Origin of the sequence: Deinococcus humi (assembly GCF_014201875.1) — a bacterium.
In the GTDB taxonomy this organism is placed as follows: domain Bacteria; phylum Deinococcota; class Deinococci; order Deinococcales; family Deinococcaceae; genus Deinococcus; species Deinococcus humi.
In genome coordinates, this window is the sequence record NZ_JACHFL010000016.1 from 1 (window position 1) to 21663 (window position 21663).

At 60.4% G+C, this 21663-nt stretch carries 18 protein-coding genes; 7 read left to right on the top strand and 11 right to left on the bottom strand.

From position 1 onward, the window contains the following. Positions 1-484: 484 nt before the first annotated feature. On the bottom strand, positions 485-943 hold the full coding sequence (locus HNQ08_RS20925; RefSeq protein WP_184136506.1) for a GNAT family N-acetyltransferase: 459 nt from the start codon (positions 941-943) through the stop codon (positions 485-487). Between the two features lie 1905 nt (positions 944-2848). On the opposite strand from HNQ08_RS20925, the gene HNQ08_RS20930 reads away from it, so the two are divergent. Beyond that, positions 2849-3151 carry a hypothetical protein gene (locus tag HNQ08_RS20930; RefSeq protein WP_184136508.1) on the top strand — a complete coding sequence of 101 codons (303 nt, stop codon included), beginning with the start codon at positions 2849-2851 and terminating at the stop codon, positions 3149-3151. A 306-nt stretch (positions 3152-3457) separates the two neighbouring features. Here the strand turns inward: HNQ08_RS20930 and HNQ08_RS28000 are convergent, their stop codons facing one another. Further along, a complete protein-coding gene (locus HNQ08_RS28000; protein ID WP_268240026.1) occupies positions 3458-3592 on the bottom strand; it encodes a hypothetical protein in 135 nt (44 codons plus the stop codon). 429 nt (positions 3593-4021) lie between these two features. Further along, positions 4022-4321, bottom strand: a complete 300-nt coding sequence (locus tag HNQ08_RS20935) for a hypothetical protein (protein WP_184136510.1) — start codon at positions 4319-4321, stop codon at positions 4022-4024. Positions 4322-4699: 378 nt separating this feature from the next. Between HNQ08_RS20935 and HNQ08_RS20940 the strand changes: the two genes are divergently transcribed. The 3 genes from HNQ08_RS20940 to HNQ08_RS20950 all read left to right on the top strand — a co-directional run bounded on the left by HNQ08_RS20940 (position 4700) and on the right by HNQ08_RS20950 (position 5812). Beyond that, on the top strand, positions 4700-4972 hold the full coding sequence (locus HNQ08_RS20940; RefSeq protein WP_184136512.1) for a hypothetical protein: 273 nt from the start codon (positions 4700-4702) through the stop codon (positions 4970-4972). 16 nt (positions 4973-4988) lie between these two features. Next, positions 4989-5459, top strand: coding sequence for a hypothetical protein (locus tag HNQ08_RS20945; RefSeq protein WP_184136514.1), 471 nt, complete (start codon positions 4989-4991; stop codon positions 5457-5459). 74 nt (positions 5460-5533) lie between these two features. Further along, positions 5534-5812 carry a hypothetical protein gene (locus HNQ08_RS20950; RefSeq protein ID WP_184136516.1) on the top strand — a complete coding sequence of 93 codons (279 nt, stop codon included), beginning with the start codon at positions 5534-5536 and terminating at the stop codon, positions 5810-5812. A gap of 867 nt (positions 5813-6679) precedes the next feature. On the opposite strand, the gene HNQ08_RS20955 is transcribed toward HNQ08_RS20950, so the two are convergent. From HNQ08_RS20955 to HNQ08_RS20980, 6 genes are all read right to left on the bottom strand, one after another. Continuing rightward, positions 6680-6910, bottom strand: coding sequence for a hypothetical protein (locus HNQ08_RS20955; protein WP_184136518.1), 231 nt, complete (start codon positions 6908-6910; stop codon positions 6680-6682). A 735-nt stretch (positions 6911-7645) separates the two neighbouring features. Beyond that, a complete protein-coding gene (locus HNQ08_RS20960) occupies positions 7646-8161 on the bottom strand; it encodes a sulfocyanin-like copper-binding protein (protein WP_184136520.1) in 516 nt (171 codons plus the stop codon). A gap of 207 nt (positions 8162-8368) precedes the next feature. Next, positions 8369-8710 (bottom strand): VOC family protein, encoded by a 342-nt coding sequence (locus HNQ08_RS20965; protein WP_184136522.1) that lies wholly within the window; start codon positions 8708-8710, stop codon positions 8369-8371. 220 nt (positions 8711-8930) lie between these two features. Next, on the bottom strand, positions 8931-11321 hold the full coding sequence (locus HNQ08_RS20970; protein WP_184136524.1) for a putative bifunctional diguanylate cyclase/phosphodiesterase: 2391 nt from the start codon (positions 11319-11321) through the stop codon (positions 8931-8933). 666 nt (positions 11322-11987) lie between these two features. Next, the gene (locus HNQ08_RS20975; RefSeq protein ID WP_184136526.1) at positions 11988-12557 is read right to left on the bottom strand and encodes a GNAT family N-acetyltransferase; all 570 of its coding nucleotides are present in this window, start codon (positions 12555-12557) and stop codon (positions 11988-11990) included. A 52-nt stretch (positions 12558-12609) separates the two neighbouring features. Next, positions 12610-14250, bottom strand: a complete 1641-nt coding sequence (locus tag HNQ08_RS20980; RefSeq protein WP_184136528.1) for a PAS domain-containing protein — start codon at positions 14248-14250, stop codon at positions 12610-12612. A 474-nt stretch (positions 14251-14724) separates the two neighbouring features. Between HNQ08_RS20980 and HNQ08_RS20985 the strand changes: the two genes are divergently transcribed. Then, on the top strand, positions 14725-15216 hold the full coding sequence (locus tag HNQ08_RS20985; RefSeq protein WP_184136531.1) for a peroxiredoxin: 492 nt from the start codon (positions 14725-14727) through the stop codon (positions 15214-15216). An 872-nt stretch (positions 15217-16088) separates the two neighbouring features. Beyond that, the gene (locus HNQ08_RS20990) at positions 16089-16937 is read left to right on the top strand and encodes an SMP-30/gluconolactonase/LRE family protein (protein ID WP_184136533.1); all 849 of its coding nucleotides are present in this window, start codon (positions 16089-16091) and stop codon (positions 16935-16937) included. A gap of 123 nt (positions 16938-17060) precedes the next feature. On the opposite strand, the gene HNQ08_RS20995 is transcribed toward HNQ08_RS20990, so the two are convergent. Next, complete coding sequence (locus HNQ08_RS20995; protein ID WP_184136535.1) at positions 17061-17309, bottom strand: hypothetical protein; 249 nt, start codon at positions 17307-17309, stop codon at positions 17061-17063. An 874-nt stretch (positions 17310-18183) separates the two neighbouring features. Between HNQ08_RS20995 and HNQ08_RS21000 the strand changes: the two genes are divergently transcribed. Beyond that, the gene (locus HNQ08_RS21000; protein ID WP_184136537.1) at positions 18184-19134 is read left to right on the top strand and encodes a tyrosine-type recombinase/integrase; all 951 of its coding nucleotides are present in this window, start codon (positions 18184-18186) and stop codon (positions 19132-19134) included. Positions 19135-19558: 424 nt separating this feature from the next. Here HNQ08_RS21000 and HNQ08_RS21005 read toward each other — a convergent pair whose 3' ends face one another. Next, positions 19559-20647: a BMP family lipoprotein gene (locus HNQ08_RS21005; protein WP_229790160.1), complete on the bottom strand. Its 1089-nt coding sequence runs from the start codon at positions 20645-20647 to the stop codon at positions 19559-19561. Positions 20648-21663: the final 1016 nt, after the last annotated feature.

A 21663-nucleotide genomic window follows, 5' to 3' on the forward strand; every position in this document is an offset into this window, starting at 1 on the left:
CCCCGCATGCTCAAACAGGTGCTGGTGGAGGATGGCGTCATCAGGTGCGGCTTGGCGGCTGACGGTCATCTGCAGTGGCCTCCGGAACGTAGCGGTGTACCGGAGGCGACGCTCGTCGTGCTCTCCTGTACGCTGGCCCTATCGTCCCAAAGGGTCCGTCACACAACCGTCACCCACTCACGTCAATAAAGAGTGAGCAGACCAGCAAATGTGGTCATCAGCATAAAATTCAGGTTGCTGTTTTCACCCCAAACCTGTTATCCCAGAAACAGCTGCCCGCATCTTCTCCCCAAATAAATGCTGGAGTCGGTAAGGGACGAGCCCCTGCGCCTAGCAATCGTCAGGTTTCGCAAGTGGCCGTGCGTCAAGTGGCTCCCCGCCCCGGTGACATGAAAAAGCCGCGTCAAGGGCAGCAGAAGGAGAACTGAGCGGCGCTGAGCTTGTCAGGTGGTCCCTCCGAGGAAGTGAGGGGCGAGAGGTGACTTCAATCCAAGCGCCGCACCAGAGCAACGTGATCGGCTTGAAAGCCGACACGCTCATAAAAGCTTCGGGCACGCGTGTTGTACCAGGAGGTCTTCAACATGATCTCCACAGCCCCCCTCGAGCGGCTCCACCGCTCTATGGCTTCCATCAGGAATCGCGCTACCCCACTACCCTCCGCATCGGCCGTGACAGCCAGGTCCTTGATGAACACTCCACGTTCAGTGGGATGCCAGTACAGCAGTGTAAAGCCCAGTGGTTGGCCCTCCGTGCCCTCTGCCACCAGAACAGCCGATCCTTCTTCGGGTTCGTGGAGTGCCTGCCTGAACAAGGGTTCGTACCCAGCCGTCATCTGCGCTTGATCCCGCCACGCAGGTGCAGTTGAGGTAAGGCGAGGAGCCAAGCTGAGCATGAACGGCAGGTCATCAGGGGTGGCATCTCGAAGAGTCATCTGAGGCTTCACACCCAGAGTGTAGAGAGGGCAGGATGACTGAGAGAGGACACACTTACGGGCATGGCATAGACGATGGAGCAGCTTGGTAGAAGGAGAAACACAGCTCGCGCGCACCAGCGCCCTTATCACGCATGTGACCGCTGGTGACCTTGACTGGCAGATGGACCGTCCACTGCTGTTCGCTTAGGGAGTTGATCAGGGCTAACCAGGGAAGCCCGAGCGGCTTCGGCGTAGGGCATCCCTGTCGCACTTCCTTTTTCCTCACCTGAACCCTCCGGTCAATGCAATGCCCTCCCAGATATGCAGCGGGGGCGTCCATCCCGCGACGCTGGCCGGCCCGTCCAGACTGGTCCGGTCAGCAGGCCAGCCTTCATGGCTTCCGCCAGCCCCGATGCAAGGCGTCCACCGCTTCATGCCCGATAGAGTCCACGAAATTGCCAGACAGGCGAGCAGGGTATTCACCAAGCGCCCTGCTGGGATTCGGCATTCCATGGTGACGGATACCGCTGCCCGGCTGGTCCGGCTTCTCTTTCACGAAGCCGGACACAGTTGCCCCCATGGCTTCACTCACCGGACCAAGTAGGGTTGCCAGGTCTGCCTCAGTGCGTTCTGCGCGTGCCCCAACACCACCCACATCATGCGCTGAGTCTCTTTATCAACAGCGTCCACCAAAGGCCGCAGCCGCAGCGGTTCGGGCCGTATTCCCCTTCCACCAGCAACATCCCATGGGTGGTCAGCGGGGCAGACTTATGGATGTAGACCTTGCACACTAGCACTGGCAGGTCCGCCCCAATGCCTGCGTGAGCACGTTCGGTGGCGTCTAGCTGAGTGGCGATGCGGCCGAACGTACCGAGCAAAATCCCCGCTCCCTTGTATCTGGTGTCGGATGGTCGGGCAGCGGATTGATCGGGTTGCTGTCCGCGTCATACTCCTCGAAAAAAGATGGTTCCGGTCCCTCGGCGCCGACCGGTTCCTGCTAGGCGTGCAGGGTGACCTGCTGGCCCAGCTCGGCGCACAAGACGTCCAGCTCGGGGTGGGCGTCCCCGTGAATCTGCTCGGTCAGGGACCCGGTCACGATTGAGCCTCCGAACCCAGGGGCCAGCTGATCAGGAACTGGGCACCGGTTTGCTCCCGCTGCGCATGGTGGCGAGCGGGGAGCGAATAAGGCCCGTGCGGCGTCTCGCTTCTCGGCTGAGCCGCGCGGCAGCCGCACAGCAGGCTTCACGGAGCGGTAAAACAGGCACGCGAAAGCCCCAAACCTCCATGTCCGGGGTTACCCGTGCCGACTTCACCCGGTCGGTTAAATTGTGGGACAGGAAAAGATTAACCGCTTTGGGGCTATGCCGTGCTGTGCTTGAACCCGAAGGGCACGATGGCCCCGATGGGTCCAGATTCCAGTACCAAGACGTGTTCTCACTTGAAGTGCGTAACGGCTACATCCTCCGATTGCGACTCGTTCGGGATGAGACGCCCTCTGCCACAAGAGGAGCCGCGCCCGATGCCGGCCCCTGGCATCTGGCCGTGGACCTTGAGCACCAGAACCAGACTCATCCGGCCTTCAACTTTCCCAGCTATTCCTCCGCAGAAGAGCGAGATGAAGCACAGCGGCGAGTATGGGCATATATGGATGGACTGCGCCCCAGACCCAGGCAGGTGCCTTCGTATCCGGATCCTTTTGATCGTCGTCAGTCTCCCGCCCCAGAAGGCCCAGCTTCTGACGCAGGATCGCCTCTGAATTGGGATCGTGCGTGATTGCCGCCCACATTCATCAGATTGTCGAGTTGGGCGTTGAGCGTCGCATCCGGTGGTCTGGTTCTAGGCGTGTCCAGGGACAATGGAGTGATCGACCACACTCCCCCCGAAAGGATGCATCTAAGAAATTGCGAATTGTTCAAGGTGGCTCTCCTCTTTACCGTGAAGCAGCCTGATATTCATGGTGATATGGCAACCAAAAACGCGTTCTGGGAACGGCGAAACGGGTATCAAGTGGTGCTGGAACTGTGGCATGATGAGTCGCGCAACGTAGGCGGGGATGTCCCAGATGCCAGGCAGTGGTCATGGATGGCCCGACTGAACGGTAAGGACTGCACAAACGCCGCCCTGGGAGACAGCGAGACGACTTACGCAGACCTGAACGATCAGGAAGTGGCTATCAAACGGCTGAGGGCCTACATTGATTTATTGCCCTCCGGGACTGGTGCCAGGGCCCAACTCTGAGTCCGCCCGCTCGGCGGGCTCAGCTTCTGGGGCAGGCTGGCCTTTAGATTGGGATCGTGCGTGATGCCGCTCGCATTCATCAGGTTGCCGAGCTGCCAGGCATGGCGTCCAGAGCTGCGTCGCTTAGGCCGCCGTGCTCCAACTAAGGCCATAACTCCGGGGCACACCGTTCAAGCGCATCAGGTTGGCGATGCCGAAACGGTTGATCACCAACGCAATGCCGCCCAGGATACCCATCCCAGCCAGTTCAAACTAGCTGGTCAGGCCTGCGCACCTTTACATTCAGATCCGCCCAGCAACAGGCAGTTACTGCCAGGCCGGCCCGCTCAGCTCCGCGTCCTCGCCTTCCTCGGTACGCGCCAGGACGTGCCCCGCCAAGTCATCCGGGTGCCAGCGCGTGTGCGTCAGGACCACCCGGGCGCCGGGAGCCAGGCGAGTCACAAGCGCGGACGTAAACCACTCCCAGACTCCCTCCCGGATCACCTTGGATGCTGCTGCCGTCCTTGAGAGGATCGTCAATGACGGCCACAAAGGCGCCCATCCCGGTGATCGAGCAGCCGACGCCTGCGGCCTGGAAGAAACCTTTCAAGTTGGTGCCCCAATCGGTTGCTCCCTGGGCGTCATCCGTCAGACGCACGTGTGGGAAGAACATTGGGAAGGCCCCCTCATTGCGACTGCTGGTGCGGGCGAGCCGAACTGCGTAGCTGGCATAGATGGCTTCGGCATCCGGATGCTACCCGAACATCCACTCCATCCAGGCTTTCACCATTTCGGTCTTGCTGTTCAATCAGCAGCGCGATATGCGGGGCCAGCTGATAGCGCGGATACCAGGCCTGCCAGTACTGGCTCAGGGTGCGGAGGGTTGCCCCTTCAGTTCGGGATCGGCGGGCGGTTTTCCAGGCTCGAGCCTTGCGCTGGAGCGTTTCCATTCTGGTCAGCATCCCCAGCATTGAGTACCTCCAGGGCCAGCGCGATCTCGCCCAGGTCCTTGCCCGCGGCGATCAGGGTTCGCAGGGCGGGCAGGTTGACCTGCTGTTGCTGGAACCCGCTTTCAGGGTCTCTGACGGTGACCATCGGCTCAATGCACTCGACGATCATGGTGGCCTTGTGCAGGGTGCTCCGCAGGGCGCGGTGGAGCCCCTGATCCAGCTGCCCTCGGCGACGCCCCATCTGCGGGCGAAAAGTTTCGAAAGTTTGGCATCGGATTTCAGCCGGACGCGGTAATTTTCAACTGTCCTGGTAGCGATCTTCGATTTTTTCGCCGCCCTCTCATCTCCGGGGAAGGCCGCGTCCACCAGAATCGCGGCAGCCCGATCAGAGTTCAGGGTATGGGCAATAGGGATCGGCCCCGGTTGTGCTTGGGCGGGTCACCTCCTAAGTTGGGGAAGAGAAGCACCTCCCGCTTCAATGAACAGGCGGTAGTCAATAGGCACAGATGTTGGACACCTTGTCGGGCGTCACCTTAATACGCCCTTTAACGACACTTGAACGTTTAGTCATGGAGGGTGTTGTGATGTGTCTGAAATCACGTCTGACTAGCCTCAATGCATGGGAAAAGTCGCCATTCGTAAGTTTTCTTATTTGGACCACCACAGCGAGATCATCAGAGAACGCAGAAACTTCCCACCCATCTCAACGTTCGAGCCACGGCTAGGCATTCAGGTGCGTTACGGCTTGAAGTTCGACGGTCACATCACGCATTGGACTAATTTTGTGGAAGCCGCGGATGATCAGCTGTCCGCCGAGAGCATTGCGGAGATGGGCGTGCGGCAGGCGCTTGAGCTATACGAAAAGACTGAAAGAGCCTCATCCGCTGCCTGATTGGAGAAAGTGATTTATGGACAAAGAAACACTGGCCGAGTTGAAAGCCCAGACCGAGCACAATGCGGCGGTCCGCACAGGCTGGTTGACCGATCAACCCAGAGCGGAGGCCATGTCCCGTGAACGAGGGGTTGAACGAATGACCAAATTCGTTGCGACGTTTCACCAGGCCTTCTGGAGTCTCGAAGCCATCATTGCCTCCACGCTCAAAGGAAATGCAGAAATCAAGAGCCAGGAGTACATGAGCTACGCCACCGAGGCCCGAATGGAAACCTGGCTGCCTGGACGTGGTGATCGCTGGGTCCATGCTTTTTTGAAAGCAGATTTGGCGCTGAACACCGATATCATTGAGCTTGCGGGTCAATATACCACCGCCAGCCATCCCACGGTCTCCTTGCCTTTCTCTCGCACCTATCACCTCGAGAGTCTTTCGTCGAGACAGATCGAGCAGGATGTCGGCGAACTGCTCAAAGAGCTCCTGACTTAAATCTCAAGTTGATCTCTGGCGGGAGTTCGCGGTTTGCGGTGGAGTCGCCACCTTCTGGTGGGTAGAGTTCCGCTGTGGAAGAGAAGACCATTGGACAACTGGCGGAAGACATCAAAGGGCTCGTCCAACATTTCGAAGCGCTCTGCGCCCGAGCCCTGGCTCACCCGGTGTTCCCTTATCTCCCGGACGCCGCCGAATACGAACAGCTCTTCGTTCTCGGCGAGCAAACCCTGCGTGACGACCTCACGGCAGGCATCGCCAGTCTTGCGCCCGTCATCCAGGAGATCGAAGTGGGGCTGGAGAACATGGAGAAGTACCGAGATCAGGTACCTCAGGAGAGTCTTTCTAACTAACCCCTACACCAGCGACTGGCGGCCTTCACGCTGTAGCGCGAAACAAGAAGGCAGGCTGTCTGAAATTCAGACGGCCTGCCTTCCCAAAGCTCCCTGTTTCCATGACCCCGACCCAGTCAAGATCATCTGCAAGTCGAACTCTTGAACTCCAGACCATGGAGCTCGAGGTCTAGCGGAGCAGTCATGCCACGGCGAACGTGAACGTAAACTAGCCCGAGGCTGTGTCATTGCCAGGAATGAGCTCTTTGCCGTCCTGCTGGTAGGTCAGCTGACCTCCAACACTGAACCCAGCCGCTCTGAAGGACGCTCTGGACGGCAGCAGTTCTTCTATTTCCCATTCTTGTCGTAGATGCCTGGATAGATCAGCACGTCATCCTGCTCGAAGCTCGTGGCTGCCACAGTCTTGCCGTCCGCCTGTTGCACCGCTTTCACCAATGGACTGTTGATCGTGGGGTCTATGACCAGCGGCGTGATAGCAATGCCATCGCGGTCAATGAGGGATTGAAGGGGAGGGTGGTGGGCACTTGAACGCCCAACACAGTTAGGGAGGCGGGGCTGGAGGGAAGGCTGGCCAGAGGAATGGTGGACCGGCTGCAGGAAGACAAGAGAAGGGCGTCTCCAAGCATGATGGCAGCACTCCGCACTTTAACTGACATACTTCTCCTAGGAACATGACAGGACGCGATTGGGAACCGCATGAAAGTTGTATCTGTGTGCTGTCAGCATGGCAGGAGAGAAAAGAGATTTCGCGTCAAATTGATTCTCTTGGTTCTGGTCTAGGGTCATAGCAATGAAGCTTTAGATATAGGCTGAACAGAACAGCGTCAAGAAGCGAAAAACAGCCGATGGTGCTGTTGGGCATCTGGGTTAGGTGGTGATCACGTACCAATAGGTCCTTGTGGGCGGAGCCCCACCGTTGGTGCTCTCGACTTCTCGGGCGATCATGCCCTCATGTTCGAGTTCGTACAGAGCGGCATCAATTTCGTTGTGCGGCCAGCCAGAAAGAGTCTTGGCCAAATCAGCGGCCGTGCTGCGCGTCGAAGGCTTCTGACGAATATGCGCCAGCACGTCATGTTTGCAAGTCGGGAAAGCGCTCATGCAGGAAGTGTATGCCCCTCCTATCTGCGTTTGATCATGACAATCACGCCTTCTTAAAACCTCGATATGCTGCCCACGAACGGCTCTTTGTGCAACACAGTTCGGTCAGGTAGACTGGCTCTCTGACCAGCAAGCGGAATGGGGCAGGCAACCGATCATCAGGTTTCAAGAGATAGACCAGCCTTTGAGAGCAGCGGGCAGCGCGGCTGGTGGCCTTCTTGTTGTGGATCGTTTTGCCTCCCTTCCATAGGGTGGACTGAACGGTGTCTTTTTGATAAGAGAGCTGTAACACAGCTCAATCCCCTAATGGTTACGCTGACGCAATAGACTGGCATTCCATACAGAAGCTCCGTCGTCCGTGCCACGAAACAGAAACCCTCAAAGAGTGCAGGGACGTACCGGGGGAGCTCAACCCAGAAAGCTGCCCAGCCCTTGAAGTTGTTATGGGCCGATGTTCGATGGCCAGATCGAATATTGGAGTGACGTCGTCCGAGCCATAAAGGATAGGTGGTCGCAAGCAAAATCGCGGGCCTGGGCAGGCGACAGGCGCTCCGACTCAGACCAAGAAGAGAGCCGTCCCGCATCTCCAGCCGAGTGAGAGCCACCCTGGTGAGGAGCACCAGAGGGGTTTAGATCTGTTCAACAGTCCGCACCAAAAAAAGCCCCACGCTCTGTGGGACGGTAATTAGGTAGGTCTTGACGCTCGGATCAGTCGGACGTCTCTGCTTTGTGCCGTTACTTGTAAGCGACAGCCTTGGCGCCATCGACGACCTGCATCTTCACGTACATGCCGTTCTGCGCGTGTTTGCCAACCCGGCACAGAATGAAGTAGGTGCCCGAACGGTTGGCGACGAACTTGGCAGGGGCCTCCGTGGCACCGGCGGGTGGGATGACTGGGGTTTGTGCGTTGGCGAAGGCCAGAGGAGCCTTAAAGGGCTCGGCTGGCAACGTGCTGCCGGCGATCACGGCAAAGTCGTGCGGCATACGGCCCGCGTTGTTCAAGTTGACCTCCACGGTCCACCCGAGGGGCACGGTCAGGGTCTTTTCGCCTTTGGCATCGCCATTGTAGTTCAGGCCGTTGTTGTTCATGCCGTGGCCGGCCACGAAGGTCACCTGCACCGTTTTCCCGGCGCTGTCGGCCTTGATGGCCGGGGGCATGTCCATGCCTGTCATGGGCGCCGTGGACGCTGGGGAGGTCTGGGCCAGGGCAGCGGAGGCAAGCAAGAACGCGGTCATCACTGGTTTTTTCATGGTCTTCTCTATTGTGCAGTCTGAGGGCGGGTGCCAGTGTGCCTACCGTACATGGACCTCGCTGATTCGTGCATTGCCTCGGAGTGTTGGCGGCGCAAAGGGGGCCCCAGTGGCGAGTGCTCTGATTACTGGGACGCTCTCGAACCACGTCCGCATCAGTCGTCATCGAGAGGTAACCTCAACAGACCTCCACGCCAGTCCAGATCGCTATTTCTGAACCACACAAAAGTTGTTCCCATCTGGGTCTCTGAGCACCACGAAATCGGGATCTTTGCCGTAGTGCCACGCGACGCGTTGCGCTCCTAGCTCCAGCAGTCGCTCGACTTCTGCGGCCTGATCCGTTGCATACAGGTCCAGATGGTGCCGTTTCGCTTTGTCTGACGTCACCACCTTCAACGCCAACTGCGCTCCGTGACCTGCTTGTGGGATCAGGACGGCCCAATCGTCGTCTGGTTCATTCCGGAGCCGGTAATTTAGCGCCGCTGTCCAGAAGGCAATGGCGCGTTGCAGGTCAGTCACGCCCCAGACCAGTGAGCCAATAGTCAACATGCCTCAGTATGTCGCTGGCTCGAAAATCCTGGTGGCCGCACGAGACGACGAGCGGCTGGCCTTCCCATGAACATAACCGCGGCGAATAGCGCTTCAGTCGTAACTGACGCGCTTGTCAGTAAAGCCCCGCCTTTTGGGTGGGGGGCGTCTTGAAGCTTAAGCAGGGGCAGGAAGCCATTGCTCAGGGTCTTGGGCTCGATCTCTTCACGAGCAGTGCACATTATCTGCTTGCGAGAATCGACTTACCGGGTGGAAGCTCTGCGGCTTGCAAGTGTGCCGACTGGCCCGCGTTCTGCTCACGTTGCCGCTGGACCTCATGCGCTCGCCACCAGCTTTCAAAGTCGGAGGGTGTCAGGGGGGGAGCCAGCAGATACCCCTGAAGATAGTCACAGCCCAGGTCGTGCACGCGCTGGCGCTGTGAGACGGTCTCTATCCCCTCAGCCACCACACTCAGGCCCAGACTATGCGCCAGACTTGTGACTGCCTGCACCACGCGTTCTGTCCCCTGTTCGGAGTTACCTCTTCCCTGAAGCTGCTGCACGAAGCTCCGGTCGATTTTGAGGCCGGTAATGGGGAGACGCAGCAAATATGCGAGGGCCGAATGACCCACGCCGAAATCGTCAATGACGATCCTCACGCCCTGGCGCCCGAGGGTCTCCAGCACGCCGGCGGTCTGCGCTCCATCCTGCACCACGAGGCGTTCGGTAATTTCCAGCTCCAAGGCTTCAGCAGGCAGCTGGGCACGGGCCAGGGCGGCCCACACCTGGTCCGGAAAATCAGCACAAGCGAGCTGGGCAGGCGATACGTTGACGGCGATGCGCAGCGTCAATCCCTGAAGGCGCCACTCTGCTGCCTGACGGCAGGCCTCGCGCAAGACCCATTCGCCGAATGGAACAATCAAGCCCAGATCCTCGGCTACCGGAATAAAGCGTTCTGGGGACACTTCTCCCAGTTCCAGATGTTTCCAGCGCATCAGCGCCTCTGCCCCCACCACCTTGCCGGCGAGGTCACACAACGGTTGGTAGCGCAGCGAAACTTCATTGCGGTCCAGCGCTCCACGAAGGGCGCACTCCAACCCCTGACGAGCCCGCCGATGGGCGTCTAAGTCGGGCGAAAACAGCTGCACATCGTGTTTCCCATGTGCCTTGACGTGATACATGGCGGCGTCCGCGCTGCCAAGCAGCTCCTCGGAATCAGATGCATGGTCAGGCCAGATGCCCACACCAATCGAAGCTCCGACGTTAACGGAGGTCCCATCCAGGATGAAGGGCTCGTCAAGGGCGGCGAGCAGCCGCCGTCCTACCCTTACTGGCGCTTCTGTATCCGGCAAATCAGGCAGTACGACAGCGAACTCATCGCCACTCAACCGAGCGACATGGGCTTCCGGGGGGACGTGGCTGCGCAGCCGGCCTGCAATCTCTTTGAGCGTGGTGTCTCCGGCCGCGTGGCCCAGGGTGTCGTTGATGCGCTTGAAGCCGTCGAGGTCGATGAACAGCACCGCCAGGCGGGAACCGGCGACTTGCGCGCAGCGCACAGCATCATGCAGCTGCATCATCAGCGCACGGCGGTTGGGAAGTTCGGTCAAAGCGTCGTGAAGCGCCAGGTGGGCCACCTGCGCTTCACGGGCAGCCAAGGCGCGATGAAGGCGGGCGTTGTCGGCGAACATCACGATCTGGCGCACCATGACCAGCAAGGTCACCAGGGCGGTGCCCCACAACGCCCCGGTTGCGGCAAGCGAGCGGGCCTCATATACCCTCAGGAGCAACGCGAACGACGATAATAACGCCAGGTAGGGAGCCAACAGTGTGGCATTGAGTTGCAGGGCGCCCACACCGCGCTGTTCCTGAGGTGCACTCCGCATCGCGAGTGCGGCACCGAAGCCCTCAATGACGAAGCTCCAGGCCCACAGCGCGTCAATTGGATTGCCGGTGGCATAGGTGCCCGTGTAGGTGAAGTAGGCAAACAAGTAGTCGCCCACAATATTCAATCCCAGGCCGAAGGCGAACAGCACCTCATGGGGACGCAGCCGCTGCGTGCGAAAGACGGCGAGGAGGAGCAGGCTCAGCAGGAAGAGGTCAAAGATCGGGTAGGCGAGTGACACCAGCCGGGTCAGGAGCGGCTCACCCGGATTGCTGGCGATCTGGGCGAGGAAGAGGTACCAGGAAAAGACACCGACCGCGCCCACCACGATCAGGCTGTCGAGTGCCAGGCGGGCAGTCGACATACTCCGCAAAGGCTGACGTGCGAGCGCCAGAAACGCGCCCCCCTGCAGCAGATAGGCCAGAAAATACAACCCATCCGCTACAGACGGGAAGGGCGGCACTTTGACGATCAGTTCAAGGAAAACCCAGACCGACTCTGCGCCGAAGCGCACAAGGGCGTGTGCGAGAAGCCAGAGGAAGGCCACCCGGAGTCCCTCGGTTCTACGGTGAAACAGCTGAGCCACCACGACCAGAAATAGTCCAGCCACCAGCAGATAATGCAAATCGGAATACCACTCCTGCGCCGCCGCATCGCCCCAGCGAAACACCAGCCAGCCAGTGTGCAGCCCGGCGCTCAGCAGCAACATGGTCAAGCTGACCAGTAACGAACGGGGAAGAGAGGCCAGCATTCAGATTCACTCTGGCTGGGACGACGTGACACGGCTCTGACATAGGCCCGATTAAGAGCTTGTGAACGAAATGGAGCGTGAAAAACAGGCGCGACAGATTTGGGGAGGTCACCGAGGAAATTCGGCCCCGACGAGTCCGTCTCTGCGCCCCCGGTCAAGGGCAGAGACCTGATGGAGATCCTCGAAGGCGTGGCTGACGCCCTGACACAAAATCCAACAGGCTGTGCTTCTGGGACATCTCCACACCCAGAAGCTACTCTTGGAGCCATCAGTAAGCCTGCGTGGTCGTGCATGCCAAGGAGGCGATCTGGAAGCGGCGGGGCGAAGCGTTGGCTTGATCCGGGGCTAAACGTCTGTCAAAGAGCACCTCAAGTCAGAGAGAAGGAGCACAGGGAGTATCAGGCAACACGCTGGGGGCCTGACAGGCAACCCTGAAAGATTCGGTCAGCAGCCCTTCTAAAGCAGCAGTGCGCTCGGGCTGAGCCCGCAGCGTCGCTTGCAAGGTGGCTTTCTCTGCCCTAGTTGCCTCGCGGGATTCCCGCTCACGGGACAGAATTTCCAGTCTGCGGAGGCGCGTGGCATTCGACCACACGTGGTGCAGTTTGGCCGAGATCAGGTTGTTTCTGAAGAAATGCTGTCAAGCCCTCTGCGGAAATGAGGGTGGTGTTACCAGACATCTCCCCTGCGAAACTCGCAGGTTAGAGAAAGGTGCAGATCAACCCCGCCCGCAGGGGCATACACCAGCACTCCATCCTCCTCTTCCGGAGTGGCGCGCAGTCCCAAGGACGTCATCACGCTCAGTGGCCCCTGCCATACCTCCCAGGCGCACGAGCGATAGAGCCCCAGGCCTGCAGCGCTTGTCGATAGTGCCCCGAAGTCGTAGCCCCACGCCACCTGGTGGTTGATTCGCTCCATGATCGCCCGACCGATGCCCTGCCGCTGACAGTCCGGGTGAATGCCCATCGCTTCGAGGTACCCCACCCGTTGAGGGACCTCACCCAGGAGGAAGGCGCGCTGGACCAGGGCCGCGTGCCCCACCAGCCTTTCCTCGAGAAAAGCAAGCGTGTGGAGGCCACCCAGAGCATGATCCCAATCGTCGTCATTGAAGTCACTGTCGAAGGTAAGATCGAGAAGTTCTCGAATAATTGCGCGGATATCAGGGGACAGTTCGGCCGTGTGTGCTACCCGGAGAACCAGGCTGGGGAGCAAAGGCATAGGAGGGGGGGACGGATCCATCCATTTTATTGTGCGCCTGTACAAGAGGAGGGACCAGTGAAGCCTGACAGGATCAAGGTTCGGCGATCAACACTTTCGGCAACGTAAAGCCGAACGTGGCCCCCACCCCCGGCTGCCCCTCGGCCAGCATAGTTCCCCCATGCCGGGTCATGATGCGCCGCGCGTTGGCCAGACTTACGGCCGCCCCCTCGTACTCCTCTAGACGATGCAGCCGCTGAAACATCGTGAACAGCTTGTCGCCGTACTGCGGATTGAAGCCCACACCGTTGTCCCGCACGAGCACCGCCCAGCTCTGCCCACGGTCCTCCGCCCATACCTTGATCAGGGCTCGGTCCCGGGCACGGGTGTACTTCACTGCGTTGTCCACCAGGGCGGTGATCACGCGGCGCAACAATTCGGTGTCCCCCATGACGGTGGGCAGGTCACTGATCTGCCAGTCGATCTGGCGCTGTGGCTGGGCCACTTTGACTTTCTGATGGACCGCTTGGAAGACCCGTCCCAGTTTTACCGGCTCCGCTTTGAGCGGCTGACGCGAGGCCCGCGAGACATTGAGCATGCCGTCGATCATGGTCTCCAGGTGATTGGCGGCGGCCTTGACGATCCCAAAGTACCGCTCAGACTTCTCGTCCAGCGATTCCGGCAGCGAACGGCGCAACAGGTCTCCGAAGCTGATGATATGTCGCACTGGGGTGCGCAGATCGTGTGAAACCGAGTATGTGAACGCTTCCAGGGCCTCGTTCGAGGCCTGCAGCAGCTCCCGCTGGGCCTGGAGTTCAGCGGTGCGGTCTTTAACCTGCTGTTCCACGATGGCCGCTAAGCGGATCCGGCTCAGGGCCAGCGCACACTGTGAGGCCAGGGTCAGCAGGAAAAAGCTTTCGTCCGGGGCGAACTCGTGCGGCTCGTGGAAGTCCAGCACAAGAACTCCCAGCGGAAACCCGCTCTCCTCCATTGGGAACACGGCGCTGGCCACGGCCGCCACCCCGCCCGTGTGTGCCTCAAGGGTTGGATAGGCTGCAGCCAGTTGCCCGCTGTCCCGGAAAAACAGCGGCTGGCCTGAATGCAGAACGTCCGCCGCAGGAGTCGCGTCCCCAAGACGCCCGTCTTGCCAGAGACTGGCATCTGAGTGACCACGCCGCGCCGCGACCAGGAGGTCTGTGTCTTGGACCAGCAGCACGGTGCCACCGACGGCCCCAATGGTGTCCAGGACCTCTCCCAGAATGATGTCAATGGCTGCCTGCTCGCTCCGTACAGCCGCCAGTTGTGCGGTGACCGCCTGGAGGCGAATCATTAGGGCGGAGGTCTTTTCCCGCACCGTCACGTCCATCTGGAAGCCAAAGAAGTGGGTGACGGTTCCCGCCGCGTCCCGGATGGGGCTGATGGTCAACTCGTTGTAGAAGAGGGTGCCGTCCGGACGATAGTTGCGCAGCAGGGTGGTGGTGCTGCGCCCTTCCCTGATGGCCGCCCTAATGGCTGCCCTGGGGACGGGGTTGGGGTCCTGGCCCTGGAGCAAGCGGCAATTGCGCCCGATAATCTCGGACGCCGGATAGCCACTGAGTTGCTCGAAGGCTGGATTGACATAAATGATGGGGAGGTCCGGTTGCTGTGCGTCGGCGATAACGGCGCCGTTGACGCTCGCGTTGAGGGCCTGACTGAGCAGGTGGAGATCAACAGCAGGTAGGGTGGAGTGGGCCATGGGCTTCCAGTGGGCGTTGTAGGTTGGCCGTCATGGAATCAATATAGGGTTTTTGCCCTCTGGCACGATCTAAATCATTGGAAAACATTAAAGGATCTTCCCTGCCCACGTCGGATTCCAGAGGGGTGTAGACAGAGTGCTGTCCATATTGTTGTGTTTCCCTATTTCCCCATGGGCAGCACCTGACTCACTTGTTGAGCCGCGCTGGCGAATCCAATTCCTGGACGTCGCACTCGCTCAGTGGCAAGCGATGGCCCAGGTTTTTGGTTGTGCTGGCTGCTGATCGGAGATCGGTGTCGGTAGGGTTTTGGGGCGTCTCGACGGTTCAAGCTGGCCGGACTCAATTCAGGCAACACAATCCACTTAACACCACATATCTTGCGGATCTCCCTCAATTGCTCTATCAACGCAACATAGGGTCACTCTTATAGGACTACAGAATGTCTTCTTAGCCGAAGCCAGTAGGCTGGCCCCATGTCTTTGTCCATTGGTGACCATGTCCCTGAATTAACCGCGATGCAGGACAACGGGCGGCCGTATACCTCAGGGGCCGGCCGTTGGCAGGTTCTGTTCTTTTTCCCCAAAACAGCCACCATTCACTGCCAGTTGCAGGCTCGGCGCTATCAGGCCGTAGCCGCGGACTTCCAAGCGCTCGGAGTCGACGTCGTGGGCATCAATGGGGACGCCAGACAGGAACAAGCCGTCTTCCGGGACCTGTGCAAGCTCGACTATCCGCTGCTCAATGACCGTGCTCAGACCCTCAGTGCAGCTTTTGGAGTACTAGACGAGCCCTGGCCAGGTGAAGAGGTGCGCCGGCCACGCCGTGATACGTTCCTGGTAGCCCCAGACGGAGTCATCACAGACCATTGGCAGGACGTCAACCCCGGAGAGGACGCCGCCACCGTCCTGGCCCGCGTCCGGGAACGGCTGGAGCTCACCCTGGCCTCGAATCCGAACTCATGCTGACGCCCGATAGCCTGCCAGATGGCCAAGTGACTTGTGGACCGTCCTCCCGACTGACTCTCATGAAAGCGCAGGGCTTTCTTAGATGGAGCGGGAGAGGTAACGCCGCTCTGTGATCCCTGCGCGCCAGCATATGAGGCTGCGTGACCCCCCACTCCATCCGCACCTAGTGCATGACCTTCAGTACCATTTTGACTTAGTTCTCTGCTGATGGAACCCCGACGGAGTTTCCGGTGACAGCTCGACTTTAAGGTATGTGGACGTCAGTGAAGCCAACCTCTGAATTATGGCGGGCAGTCGATGAGCATGGTGTTGGACAAGATTCTTCAGCGTCACTGCGATAGAGGGGCCGCCGTGGCTTTCTTCCGCTGGCTCCTGGGAGAGTACGGCGTACCAGTCAACGTGTAGACCGACAAGCTCTGGGGTTATGGTGTGGCCCTGCGCAAGCTTCACAGACTCCTCGCTGTGAAGCACGTCCGGATCATGGAACGGCCCGATGCAACAAGCTTATCGAGCAATCCCGCCGCCTGACACGTGGACACGAGCAGCGAGAACTCAGATTCAGAGGAAGTGCACAAGGATTTCTGACCTGCACGCCAGCATCACGAATCTGCATCACCCGGCGTGCTCTACTGTTCGCGCTCATCACTAAAACGGGCGTTCATGCTCTGGCACAAAGTCGTGCAGCAGGTGGCCTGAAGTTCAGGCCACCTGCTGCACGGAAACTCTTTCATCACTCTAGCGCCACACACTCGCCACAACTCTGCCTGCTACAGCGGGTTCGAGAGCGGAAATAAGATTAAGTCTTCCTGTATCCAGAGCACCTGCCGCCTGCACAGGGCTTACGCTGAACGCGTACAAATGGAGGTAGACAGATGCGCGCAGAACAGGTGACGGACCCGGTGGCCTACCACGGCGAGGGGCCGGTCTGGTCAGAACGTTGGGGTGGTCTGCGCTGGGTGGACATGCTCGCGGGCGATGTGCTGTCACTGGAGGCGGACGGGACGGTGAGTCGCAGGCATGTCGGCAAGGTGGCCGCCGCACTGCGTCCGCGCCGACAGGGGGGCGCAGTGATTGGGGTGGAGCGGGGCTTCGCGCTGGAGGACGAGGATGGCACGGTGACGCCGATGCCGGAGGTCTGGACCGCCCCCGGCATTCGCATGAACGAGGGTGGCTGCGACCCCGACGGACGCTTCTACTGCGGCTCGATGGCCTACGATCAAACGCCCGGCGCCGCGAAACTGTATCGGCTCGCCCCAGACAGCACAGTCACGGTGGTCCTGGAGGGCGTCACCGTCTCCAATGGCCTGGAATGGAGTCCCGACGGCATGCTGGCGTACTACAACGACACTGCAACCGGCCAGGTCAGTGTCTTCGACTATGCCCGCGAGGTGGGTCTGAGCGGACGACGTACTTTCGTGGACCTCACGAGCGAGGGGCTCCAGCCCGATGGCCTGACGGTGGACGCGCAGGGCGGCGTCTGGGTGGCTCTGGTCAATGGGGGGGCGGTGCGGCACTACACTCCGGACGGCAAGTTGGCAGAGGTGATTGAGGTTCCCGCGCGCAAGGTCACGGCCTGCACATTCGGCGGTCCTGGACTGCAGACGCTCTACATCACCACTTCGCGCGAGGACCTTGATGTGGGGGAAGACCCGCTGGCCGGGTCCCTCTTCCGAGCCGAGGTCGGCGTACGCGGTCAGCCGGTGCGTGAGTTCGCCGGGTAAGTGGGTTTGGGGAAAGAGAGTGGTGGGTGCGGCAACACAAGCGGCGATGGATGTCAAGCCACCCTCAGCTGCCCCGCATTCGCGTGACTTGATAAGGTTATCCGCCTTCCGTCTGCCTCGGTGCTAATACCCCTTCTCCACCCAGTCACGTTTTTCTGGCTTGTCCTGAAGAAAGAAGGGTGGCGCGTGATTCCTCATTTGACTTGTGGGCAACATGCCTTCCTGGCCTGTGCCATCTCGACCCACGCTCACATCTTCCTGCGTGCCGCCGCAAGCGCCCGCAAGACCACCACGCTGCTTAAGGTCGCCTGTCATCTCCACGAGCACGGCGTTAACTTTACTGACAGCAAACATGCGGTCGCCGATTTCCAACCCCGCTTGCCACCTGGGGTCCGCGCCTATACCCCACAGCCACCGTCTGGGTCTCTTCAAAAGTCAGACGGGCGGCCTAAACCTCGTCCGCAACAGGGACACCGCTAGGTGGCCGCCCACAGTGACCAGCTCCTCTCCTCTAGCGCCGTGGATTGAAAGTCTTTATCGGCCCGTTCCTTCTCCCATACAGGAACCTGCCATGCCTGCAGACGGTTCCAAGTCCATCTCTGCTGATGACCTAAGCAGGCTGTTGACTCAAGCGCAGCATGTCTACGACGAGACGCGGGACCTTTGCAACGCAGAGGGAACCGGCCCCCAACTTGAGAACGAATACACTTACCCTGAGTTGATGGCGCCCTGGAAGGATCCTCTCGCCCGAACATTCTGCGCGGCTGAATGTCTGGGCTCGTAGTGGAGACGCCGATCGATTCACCGGAAAATCCCTATCCCTCGTACCTTAGCCTCAGTTTCGAGCTCACCTTCCTTCAGCCGAACCAGGTCAGGCAGTAACCCGCTCAAGGTGTCAACTTACAAATGAGCGTTTATGGACTGCTGCAGACGAACGCCCGCCGCCGCTCGCAATGCCATTGTGGAGGGGAGCCAGCAAAACCTGTTCTGAGGGCACAGGCAAGTCCGGGCCCGCAGTGTTGACGTTCTTACGTTGGGCAGCCCAGAGGCACCGAGATGTTGGTTGGCCCGGCCACGTCATCGCATTGCCAGGAGGGCCCCTTGCGGATTGCCATTTTTGGACGGGTGTTCAAGGTGGCTGTTTGGGTGGATGACGTAACGCCAATTAGTGTCCACATTGAAGATTTGGCGTAGGGTGAAGGCCCGTGACCGCGTCCTCTCAGCCCTGCTCCGCCCGGCCCCTCCCATGACCCTGGTCCGCTCGGGTGACACTCTGGCCCTCACCAACCTTAGCGATCAGGCCCTGCGGGTCCGCGCCGTTGAAGCCGCGAGCACCTACGACGTCGAGACCCTGGTCCAGGTCACTTGGGCGTATATGACCGCCGGCAGTCGCAAGGGGGCCCGAACCAGTCCGAAAACTCTGGCGGCTTACCGCCTGGCCGTGCGCGACTTCGTGCCCTGGGCACAGGAGCATGGTGTGCAACTGCTTCGGCCGGGGCGCCGGGATGGCGGGCGATACGTCGCTCAACTGCAAACGCGGCCCTCGCAGGGGCGTGGGCGCAGGGGAACCCTCTCGGCGTCCACCGTCGCGCAATATGTCGCAGGCGCCCGCGCCCTGTACCGGGCCCTGAGCTGGGCCGGCGCCACCGACGCCCAGCCCTTTCAGGATGCCCACGTCCCGCCGGACCCCACACCGGGCATTGTCAAGAACCCCCCTTACATGCGCGAGATTGATGAGGTGCTCCAGCACTGCGAGCCGCGGCTGGCCACCTTGTTGCTGCTGTGTGCCCACGCCGGCCTGCGGGTCAGCGAGGCGCTGAGCGTCAAGACCGCCGATATTCAGGGCACAACGTTGACCGTGCACGGCAAGGGGGGCAAAATCCGCCGGGTCCCACTGGGGAAACGCGTGCGGGCTGCGATTGCTGGTCTTCCGCCCCTCCGCGCGGACGGCGCCCTGTTCATCTGGACGTATCACCAGGCGAAATACCGGATGTCTACGGCCTTTCGTGCAGCGGGTCAAGGGCACGCTTGGCGGGGTTTTCACGCGGCCAGAAAGCATTCGGGAACGCGCCTGTACCGCGCCACCCGGGATTTTACCCGGGTGGGCCTCTTCCTCGGTCACGCCTCGGTCGATACCACCCGCCGTTACGTGGCATTAGAAGAAAACGACGTCCAGAGTGAGGTGGAAGACTTCTAGTCTTCCAATGTCCCGCTCAGGAGCTGCCGAGAGCGGTCCCATAAGGACACGGCGTGAAATCGGAAAGCAGCGGCAGGGACCCGGCATGATGTCGGCGACACCTGCTTCTCCCCATTACCGTACCGCCTGCTTAGCCCCTAGGATGGGGTTCAGGTTGGTGGGGTGTAGCATCGTCCCCGGCCGCTCAGCCTCATCATCCTGCCTTGGAGAAAGACAACATGGGAAAGGGTGGTGTCATCGGTCAGAAGGTCAGAAGTGGCCACTGTTTGAGGCCCGAATGGCGGCGGCCAGGAGCTTACAGTCACGGCAACCAGCGCTAGCTTGACAGCACGCTTAAGAAGTGGCTTGCCGTTTGAACTGCAAAACCCCTCCGTCGTCCAGCCAGGTGGACCGTGGAGGGGCGTGCCTGAGACGACAGGCGGGTTCAGGAGGAGGGGATGCGCACGCCGCCGCCGATAATCAGCTTCTCGACGGTCTTGATCTGCTGCTGCACCTTGGGCGTGATCAGCGCCTGGTTGTAGCGGTCAATGGCCAGTGAGACCCCGCCGTTGCTCAGGCCGAAGCTGCGGTCACCCTCGTGCCACTCGATGCCACTGGAGACGTCCTTGATGATGCTGTAGACGGCGTTGTCCACCCGCTTGAGCATGCTCGTCAGGCCGTGGTTCATGGTCGCGGGGTTCTTGTCGAAGTCGCCGAGTGCGTTCTGGTTCACGTCCACGCCGATGAAGAATGTCGGGCGGCTTTCACCAGCGCAGGCCTTTTTGTACGCTGCGCTCTTCGGCACTGAAGCGTAGGCATTCGACCGGAACTGCAAGCCTTTGGGCAGGGTCTGCGCTTTCAGGCACGGGCGGGCACGGACCTGGTCGACGGTTCCGACCCCGCTGGCGCCTGCGGCGGTGTAGATGATGTCCACACCGTTGTCCATCATCGCCGAGGCGATTTGGCGGGCGACCTTGGGGTTGTTAAACGCGGCGACGGTGTCGCCGATGTTGGCCGTCCTGACCTGGCAGGTCGGGCAGGCGAACTTCGCGCCAGCACGGAAGCCTACCTTGAAGCGGTTGATCACGGGGATGTCCAGACCCCCAATGAAGCCCACGCGCCCGGTGCTGGTCTGGAGCCCGGCCAGGTAGCCCGCGAGGAAGCTGCCCTCGTTTTCACGGAACCGCAGGCCCATGGTGTTGTTGCCACTGGGCACATCGTCCACGGTCACGAACCTGGTTTTTGGATGCAGCGCGGCCGCCTGGGTGATCGCGTCGTTGTTCGAGAAGCCCACCCCGATCACGAGTTGGTTACCGAGGCTCAGGCCGCTGATTCCGCTGCCGACTTCCTTACGCTCCTTGGGGTCGGAGGTGGTGATTTTGCCGCCGGTGGCCTTGATGGCGCGGAGCGCGCCTTCGTAGGCTCCCTGGTTGAAGCCGCGGTCGTTGCGGCCTCCGATATCGAACGCGAGACCCACGTTGACAGGCGCGGCCTGTGCGGTTCCAAGGGCGAGAATGATGCTGGCGGCAGACAACAGAGGGTACAGTCTGCGGGTAGGTATATTCATACCCACATCATGGTGCGGACGTTTTTCGTTTCTCTGACAACAATCCTGCTTTAGGTCCCCCGTAGCCATCCAGGCCAGCAGATGTCTAGGGGAGTGGCATGCTCACTCTGGCTGAGGCTGGCCGGGCCTACAGTTTGTGTGCTGAAGCGTTCAGATCCATGGAGCTGCGGCACCGAAGATGGATTCAGGACCGCACCCATCACCTGAAACACTCCCGGCTTAGCGTGGAGAGGAGCGCCCTTGACGCCTAGGATTGGCATTCTCGGCACCCGAATGAAGGGCCGTCCGCTGGGCAAACGTTTGGTGGACGCCGGCTACCCCGTGATGTTTGGCTCTTGCACTCCTGAAAAAGCCTAAGCCCTCGTTGAGACCCTAGATTCGCCCGTCCAGGAGCAGTGTGGCCGAGGCGCCCTCCTTTGGTGACCTCGTGACCATAGCATTGGGCTTCGGGCGACTGCCCGCCACGGTAGAGGCCGCCGGGAATCTGGTCAGCAAGGTGCTGCTTGACCTGACCAGTACCTGAGACACTTCCCAGCAACCGGTCCAGCTCGCCGTCGGGCACAGCACGTCTGCGGCAGAGGTAGGGGCCCGGTTGGCTCCGGCCGCGCAGGTGGTCAATCAATCTCCTATACGCCGGAGCGTTGGAACAGCCGACGTTCGATGATGTGGTGACAGACGGGGAGGACATAGGGACCAAACACTGGTTGCGAAGGTCCTGCGTGACCTGTGGTTAGAGTCGCGTGGTGTTGGGCCGCTGTCCAGTTCCCGGTGACTGGAGCTATTGTCGCTGCTGTGGTTGCGTCTGGCACGCTTGCCCGGGGCCGGGCCGTATTCGGCGTTCAAGTTGCTGCACCGGGACGTCCCGGACCCGGTGTGGCCTGGTCCACCGGTATGCGAAGGACCAGAACGCTGCCTCTCACCATGTTCAGTTCTCATCCACAATAGGGAAGGCGACCCGGAGGTCGCCTGTTATTTAACAGAGG